The 6,763-nt window shown below is 62.1% G+C and carries 6 protein-coding genes; all 6 read right to left on the bottom strand.

Going from position 1 to position 6,763, the window contains the following annotated elements:
* Positions 1-47: 47 nt before the first annotated feature.
* Positions 48-872 carry an SDR family oxidoreductase gene (locus tag J4E53_RS29300; protein ID WP_103311249.1) on the bottom strand — a complete coding sequence of 275 codons (825 nt, stop codon included), beginning with the start codon at positions 870-872 and terminating at the stop codon, positions 48-50.
* A 35-nt stretch (positions 873-907) separates the two neighbouring features.
* Entirely contained in the window at positions 908-1,372 is a 465-nt protein-coding gene (locus J4E53_RS29295) for a multidrug transporter (RefSeq protein ID WP_103311247.1), read from the bottom strand.
* Positions 1,373-1,554: 182 nt separating this feature from the next.
* Complete coding sequence (locus J4E53_RS29290; RefSeq protein ID WP_060740771.1) at positions 1,555-3,006, bottom strand: mannose-1-phosphate guanylyltransferase/mannose-6-phosphate isomerase; 1,452 nt, start codon at positions 3,004-3,006, stop codon at positions 1,555-1,557.
* Between the two features lie 216 nt (positions 3,007-3,222).
* Positions 3,223-3,888, bottom strand: coding sequence for an alginate O-acetyltransferase AlgF (locus tag J4E53_RS29285; RefSeq protein ID WP_060740772.1), 666 nt, complete (start codon positions 3,886-3,888; stop codon positions 3,223-3,225).
* A 14-nt stretch (positions 3,889-3,902) separates the two neighbouring features.
* Positions 3,903-5,078 carry an alginate O-acetyltransferase gene (locus tag J4E53_RS29280; protein ID WP_060740773.1) on the bottom strand — a complete coding sequence of 392 codons (1,176 nt, stop codon included), beginning with the start codon at positions 5,076-5,078 and terminating at the stop codon, positions 3,903-3,905.
* Positions 5,079-5,089: 11 nt separating this feature from the next.
* Positions 5,090-6,655: an MBOAT family protein gene (locus tag J4E53_RS29275; RefSeq protein ID WP_092166221.1), complete on the bottom strand. Its 1,566-nt coding sequence runs from the start codon at positions 6,653-6,655 to the stop codon at positions 5,090-5,092.
* Positions 6,656-6,763 lie beyond the last annotated feature (108 nt).

Here is a 6,763-nt window from a genome sequence, read left to right as displayed (position 1 = left end):
CTCGCTCCCACAGGAATTGACCACAACAGCAAAAAAGCCTGCGTTGATTACAGCGTTTTTCCCAACCCGAACCGCTTCATCAACCCCTTCTCCAGCAACCCTTTGGGCAACAAACCCGCCATCAACGGCAGCGCCCGGCTGCCGTTGCCCAGACGCAGCAAGCGGGGTGGCTTGGGTTGTTGAACCGCCTTGAGCAGCGCCGCGGCGAATTCGTGGGTGGGGGTCGGGTTGTCCTGGGAAGCCTTGGCCCGGGCGCGGATGCCATCGCGCAGGGGCCACCAGGGCGATTGTTCGCTGATCAATTGTTCGGCTTCATGACCGGCATTCTTGGCGAAGCTGGAGGCAATCGCGCCGGGCTGGACCTCCATCACGCGGATGTCGAAGGGTGCCAGCTCCATGCGCAAGGCATCGCTCAAGGCATGCACCGCCGCCTTCGAAGCGCAATAAGCGCCAGCGAACGGCGTGACCAGCACCCCGGAAACGCTGCCGATGTTCACCACCAGCCCCCTGGCCCGGCGCAGCACCGGGAACAGCGCCCGGGTGACCCCGACGATGGCGAACACGTTGGTTTCGAACTGACGCTGCATGGCCGGCACGCCGCCGTCCAGCAGCGGGCCCATGGCGCCGTAGCCGGCATTGTTGACCAGCACATCCAGGCCGCCACATTGCTGGTTGATCCGCTCACCCAGTTGTTCCAGGGCCTGGCCATCGTTGACGTCCAGTTGCACGGCGGTGAACCCGGCGGTGGCGAGTGTCGCCACGTCTTCAGCCTTGCGCGCCGTGGCCCAGACCTGATAACCCGCGGCCTTGAAGGCGTCGGCGAGGGCGCGGCCAATGCCGCTGGAACATCCGGTAATCAACGCAACAGGCATGGCGCGGTCCTTGTGCAAAAAGTGGGGAAGGGCAATCAGTTGGAAAAGCTACCGTGCAATCGCTCGGCGCGAAACTCCAGGGTCTGCGGACGATAACCCGGGCGCAAAGGCGGCAGCGGCAGGCAGTCTTGCCAGTCGGCGCCGGCTTGCAGTTCGCCGGGGCCACGGTAGCGCGGAGCGTTGTAGGGGCTGTCGGCGAGGTTGATGGTGTCCCCAGGCGCATAGGCCGCGACCCGCCAGCGCAGCTCGATCAGCGGCACGTCGTTGTTGTTTTTCAGGGTCAGCGACAGCGGCCGGTCGGCAGGGCATTGTTCGGGGGCATAGCGGATGCGCAGTTCCAGGCGCTCCAGTTGCCGGGTCTCGCGGTTTTCCTGCCAGAGCACCCACGCGGCGACCAGTCCCAGCCCGATGAAGGCCGCCAGGGAGACCGGCAAGGCCTTGGCCGGGTAGCGCAACAGCAGGATGAGCCAGGTGATGACCAGCAAGACGCCGATAAGCATGGTGGAAGCCTCCGTTACCGTAGGCACATCCTACCGAAGGGCGCGGGCAATGTTGAAGCAATGATGCCAGGCGATCACCCGACTCAAAAAAAAGCCCCCACCCAACCCACTGCGGATAGGGGACGCAGTGGGCTGGACGGGGGCTTCTCGTAACGCTGATCTTTACTGATCGTTGTCGATCATTACTGGGCGATGGTTTTCACCGAGACGCCGCGTTCGATCGGGGTGGAGCGACCGTAGATGTCTTCGAAACGTTCGATGTCATCTTCGCCCAGGTAGCTGCCGGACTGCACTTCGATGATTTCCAGCGGGATCTTGCCCGGGTTGCGCAGGCGGTGGACCGACGCGATCGGGATGTAGGTCGACTGGTTTTCGCAGAGCAGGAACACGTTCTCGTCGCAGGTCACTTCGGCGGTGCCGCTGACCACGATCCAGTGTTCGGCGCGGTGGTGGTGCATCTGCAGCGACAGGCACGCGCCCGGCTTGACCGAGATGTGCTTGACCTGGAAACGACCGCCCATGTCCACCGAGTCATAGGAACCCCACGGACGATAGACCTCGCAGTGGTTCTGGGTTTCGGTGCGGCCCTGTGCGTTGAGGGTGTTGACCATCTGCTTGACGCCTTGGACCTTGTCCTTGTGGGCGATCATCATGGCGTCCTTGGTTTCGACCACCACGATGTTGTCCAGGCCGATCACCGACACCAGCTTGCCGTTGCCGTGGATCATGCAGTTGCGGCTGTCCTGGACGACCACGTCGCCCTTGGTGACGTTGCCGTTGGCGTCCTTGGCATTGACTTCCCACAGCGACGACCAGCAGCCGACATCGCTCCAACCGGCCGACAGTGGGACCACACAGGCGCGCTGGGTCTTTTCCATCACCGCGTAGTCGATGGAGTTGTCCGGGCAGCAGGCGAAGGTGGCTTCGTCGAGGGTAATGGTGTCGGCCGTCTGCTCACTGCGCTCCAGGGTCAGCAGGCAGGTGTCGTAGATGTCCGGATCGTGCTTTTTCAGCTCTTCGAGGAAGCGGCTGGCGCGGAACAGGAACATGCCGCTGTTCCAGAAGTAACCGCCGGCCTCGACGAACTCGGTGGCACGCTTGACGTCGGGTTTTTCGACGAAGTGCGAGACGCGGCTCACGCCTTCGGGCAGCAGCGCATCGTTGGTCGACTTGATGTAGCCATAGCCGGTTTCCGGTTTGGTGGCCGGTACGCCGAACAGCACCATCTCGCCACGCTCGGCGGCCACGGTGGCTAGGGCCAGGGCGCGTTGCAGGGCTTTCTGGTCTTCCAGCACGTGGTCGGCCGGCAGCACCAGCATCAACTCGTCGCGGCCTTCGTTGACCAGCATCATGGCCGTCAGCGCCACGGCCGGTGCGGTGTTGCGCCCGAACGGTTCCATCAGGATGCGCTGGGCTTCGAGCTTACGGTTGGCCAACTGTTCGTTGACGATGAAACGGTGGTCTTTGTTGCAGACCACGATCGGCGTGTCCATGCCTTCGAACACCAGGCGCTCGAGGGTCTGCTGGAACAGGGTGTGTTCACCGGTCAGGGCCAGGAACTGTTTAGGGAATTGCTTGCGCGAAAGCGGCCAAAGACGTGAGCCACTACCACCTGACAAGATCACCGGAATCATGTTTGTTACTCCTTGAAGCGAAATGGTTGTTAGAGCTACTGCGTTCTGTCGTTTCACTCTCTTGTTGTTGTTCCGTACCCGAATGACAGCTGTGTCCAGTGTGGGAGCGAGCTTGCTCGCGATGGCGGTGTATCAATCGACATCCATGTTGAATGTCAGATAGCTATCGCGAGCAAGCTCGCTCCCACAGGGCACAGCGTCAGTCAGGAAATCTCATCAGCGGGTCGACACCGGGCGTTTCACCCACACTGGCGACAGGCTGCTGCCCGAACCGGTGACGTACAGCACGGCGGCTTCGCCGCGCTCCAGGGCCACAGGCTTGAGGTCGCCGACTTTCTTGTCGCCTTCGAACAGGGCCAGGGACACTTTCACCGGGTTGATCTCGCGTTCGCCACGGCCCTTGGCAGCCACGTTCGGCACCACTTCGGTCTTGCCGTCGGCGGTCTTGAGGGTCAGTGCCTTGTCGCTGAGGTTCTGTACGCGGACCAGGGACTTCTGCTTGTTCTTGAATGGCGGTTCTTCGATCAGTTGCGGCTGGCCAGTGGCGTTGTTGACCAGGGTGTAATAGTGATCGGAGGCCAGTTTCACCGGCACGGTCTGGCTGCCGACCTTGGCGCTGTAGTCGCCACCGGGCATGAAGCTGAAGTCGCTGCTGGCCAGGGGGGCTACATCGCTGATGTTGGTGCTGCCGACGGTGGCGCTGACTTCGGCGTTGGCGGCGTTATAGACCCGCACGAAGCTCGAGCCTTTTGGCGCGACCGGGCCGTACAGGGCCGAGTCACCGGCAAAGGCGGACAACGAGAGGGCGCTCATGCTGGCGACGAGGGCAACGGCCTTGAAGGAGCGAGCAGCGAGACGGCGAGGAGTAGTGTTGAAAGTCATGGTGGACCTCTCTTTCAGTTTTGCGCCCGGTCGGGCGTCTCGGATGGGGTGTTGGCGGCTACGTTCTGTTGGCGAGCGCCGGCTTGCTTGAGCTCTGCGACCCACTGTGGGTCGGCGTCGCCGATTTCGTTGTTTACAGGCAGGTAACGTTCAGGGAACTCCCAGATCAGCACCTGTGGCGGGCTGTTCTTGAAGGCATCGCTCTTGAGATAACTGAGCATTGGCAGAATCGGGCCGTGGCCGTCTTCGGCGTAGTTCACGACATCGCTGTGCAGGGCTTGCTTGAGTGCACCGACGAAGTTCCAGTTTGGGTTGGCGCTGTAGCTGGTGCCGATCAGGGCCACGGGCACCTGGGCATCGGCGAACAGCGCGTCGTCGCCGGCCGGCTGGTCGTCGGCTTCGCGGGTGTTGCGCTTGACCAGCGGCTCCTGGGCTGGCATCAGGTTTTCGAACAGCGGGTCCAGCGGCAGGAACTGGCGCAGGTCGCCCTTGTGGGTGATTTTTTCTGCAGGCTCGGTGACGAAGCGCTGCGGCTCGCCGTTGAGCGGCGTGCGCTCGGCAATGGCCTTGGCCAGGTTCTCGGCAGCGACCTGGGCGCCTTCCGGGGTCCAGTGGGTGTCGGTGCGCAGGAACACTTGCTGGCCGTTTTGCTTGGCCTGTTGCAGCGGGCCGAGCAGGTCAGGCGCAAGGATATTGTCCGCCGCGACGCGAGCATGGAAATCCTGGTAGAGGTTGGCGTGGATGCTCGAAGGCTTCACTTCGCCCAGGTGCTCGGGGTACAGCCGCGCCTTGGCCGGCACGATCGCCATGACCAGGGTGATGCCTTGTTCCTTGAGCTTCTGGCGCACGCCTTCGACCAGTGCATAGTTGCCTTGCAGGTTCAGCTCTTCGTTGACGATCGGGTTGAACTCTTCGTCGCTGTACAGCCACTGGTCGCGGCCCAGGACCACGCCTTTGCGGCCTTCGTTGAACAGCTTGTAGTCCAGCGCGGCCCAGATGTTGGTGCCCAGGCGCTTGATCGGGAACTCTTCGTCGTAGTGCGTTTCCACGGCCTTGGCCCAGCGCCCGTTGAGCACAGTCGCGTCGGGGTTGGTGCTGAAGCCGAAGAAGCTGCGCATCGACCAAATACCCAGGGCTGTCAGGATCAGCATGAACAGCACGACGTAGAAGATGCGTAATGAGCGGGTCATATTCAGATCCCTCAGAACTGGAAGTAAAGGAACGGCGAGAAGCTTTGCGCCGAGAGTTTGAGAATCGAAGCGATGAACAGCAGCAGCACGAGGGCGCGCATCACGTAGCGCGACCAGTCCACGGTCCAGTAGGCCGGTTGCACCTGGGCTTCGACACCCACGGTGTAGCCCGGTTCATGGATCGCCGCCGGGTTGTCACCCGGTACCGCCTTGATCATCCCCGGCTGCGCGGTGGCCGGGCCGTTGGCCTCGGTGTTGACCTCAGGCTTGGCCTTGACCGGCGGACGGTTGGTGTAGAAGTCCCGCAGGCCGAAGAAGGCGAGGGTCACGTAGGCCACCACCAGCGTGGCGATCTGCAGGCCGGTGAGGTTGGCGCGAGTCAGTTCCGACAGCGACCAGTCGCCGAAGCTGAACATGGCGCCGTACATGCGACCGGCCACGTGCAGGTTCTCGGCCCGGAAGATTACCCAGCCCATCACCACCAGCAGGAAAGTCAGCGCCCAGCGGATCGGGTTGATGCTGCGTGGCGTGGTGTTGATGCCCACCGCTTTTTCGATGGCCAGCCACATGCCGTGCCAGGCACCCCAGATCACGTAGGTGATGTTCGCGCCGTGCCACAGACCACCGAGGAGCATGGTCAGGAACAGGTTGCGATAGGTCATCAGCGTGCCTTTGCGGTTACCGCCCAGGGTGATGTAGAGGTAGTCACGCAGCCAGGTCGACAGGCTGATGTGCCAGCGGCGCCAGAACTCGGTGATCGACTGGCTGATGTAGGGCTGCTTGAAGTTTTCCATGAAACGGAAACCCATCATCAGGCCCAGGCCGATGGCCATGTCGCTGTAGCCGGAGAAGTCGAAGTACAGCTGCGCGGTGTAGGCCAGGGCGCCGAGCCAGGCATCGCCCGTGGTCGGGTTCTGCAAGGCGAAGCAATGGTCGGCCACCACCGCCAGGGTGTCGGCGATGAACACTTTCTTGATGAAGCCCTGCATGAAGCGCGTGCAGCCTTCGGAGAACTTGTCCAGCGTGTGAGTGCGGTTGTTGAACTGGTCGGCCAGGTCGCGGAAACGCAACACGGGGCCGGCGATCAGGTGCGGGAAAATCGCCACGAACGCTGCGAAGTCGATCAGGTTGCGGGTCGCCGGCGTGTCACCGCGATAGACGTCGATGATGTAGCTGATGGACTCGAAGATGTAGAACGAGATCCCGATCGGCAACAACACGTGGGTCAGGATGAACGGGTTGAGACCGAAGCCGGTGATGATGGCGTTGAGGCTGTCCACGCCGAAGTTGGCGTATTTGAAATAGCCCAGGATGGCCAAGTCCACGCCCACGCCGAGCAACAGCCAGCGCTGGGCCGGTTTGGTGCGCACACCGGCGGCGCCGACTTTCAGGCCGATCCAGTAGTTCCACAGGGTCACGCCGGCGAACAGGGCGAGGAAGTCCACACGCCACCAGGCATAGAACACGTAGCTGGCGATCAGCAGCAGCAGGTTGCGATAGCGTTGCCCGCTCAAGTAGTACAAGCCGAGAAAGATCGGCAAGAACAGGAACAGGAACACGTTGGATGAAAATACCATCCCGATCTCTCCATGTTGAATCAACAGTCAAGGGCCAGAGCCCCCCCAAACCCCCCCATGAAAACCGGGAGGTTGATTACATTCGAAACAGACCACATTCCCTGTGGG

The organism is Pseudomonas sp. FW305-28 (assembly GCF_017351395.1).
Taxonomy (GTDB): Bacteria; Pseudomonadota; Gammaproteobacteria; order Pseudomonadales; family Pseudomonadaceae; genus Aquipseudomonas; species Aquipseudomonas fluorescens_AA.
This window is presented reverse-complemented; position numbering and strand designations above follow the sequence as displayed.

What these genes read in the sequence shown, in the direction of transcription:
- J4E53_RS29295 (WP_103311247.1), bottom strand. Translation starts at nt 1,372, where the DNA reads ATGCTTATCGGCGTCTTGCTGGTCATCACCTGGCTCATCCTGCTGTTG.
- J4E53_RS29290 (WP_060740771.1), bottom strand. Translation starts at nt 3,006, where the DNA reads ATGATTCCGGTGATCTTGTCAGGTGGTAGTGGCTCACGTCTTTGGCCG.
- J4E53_RS29275 (WP_092166221.1), bottom strand. Translation starts at nt 6,655, where the DNA reads ATGGTATTTTCATCCAACGTGTTCCTGTTCCTGTTCTTGCCGATCTTT.
- J4E53_RS29300 (WP_103311249.1), bottom strand. Translation starts at nt 872, where the DNA reads ATGCCTGTTGCGTTGATTACCGGATGTTCCAGCGGCATTGGCCGCGCC.
- J4E53_RS29280 (WP_060740773.1), bottom strand. Translation starts at nt 5,078, where the DNA reads ATGACCCGCTCATTACGCATCTTCTACGTCGTGCTGTTCATGCTGATC.
- J4E53_RS29285 (WP_060740772.1), bottom strand. Translation starts at nt 3,888, where the DNA reads ATGACTTTCAACACTACTCCTCGCCGTCTCGCTGCTCGCTCCTTCAAG.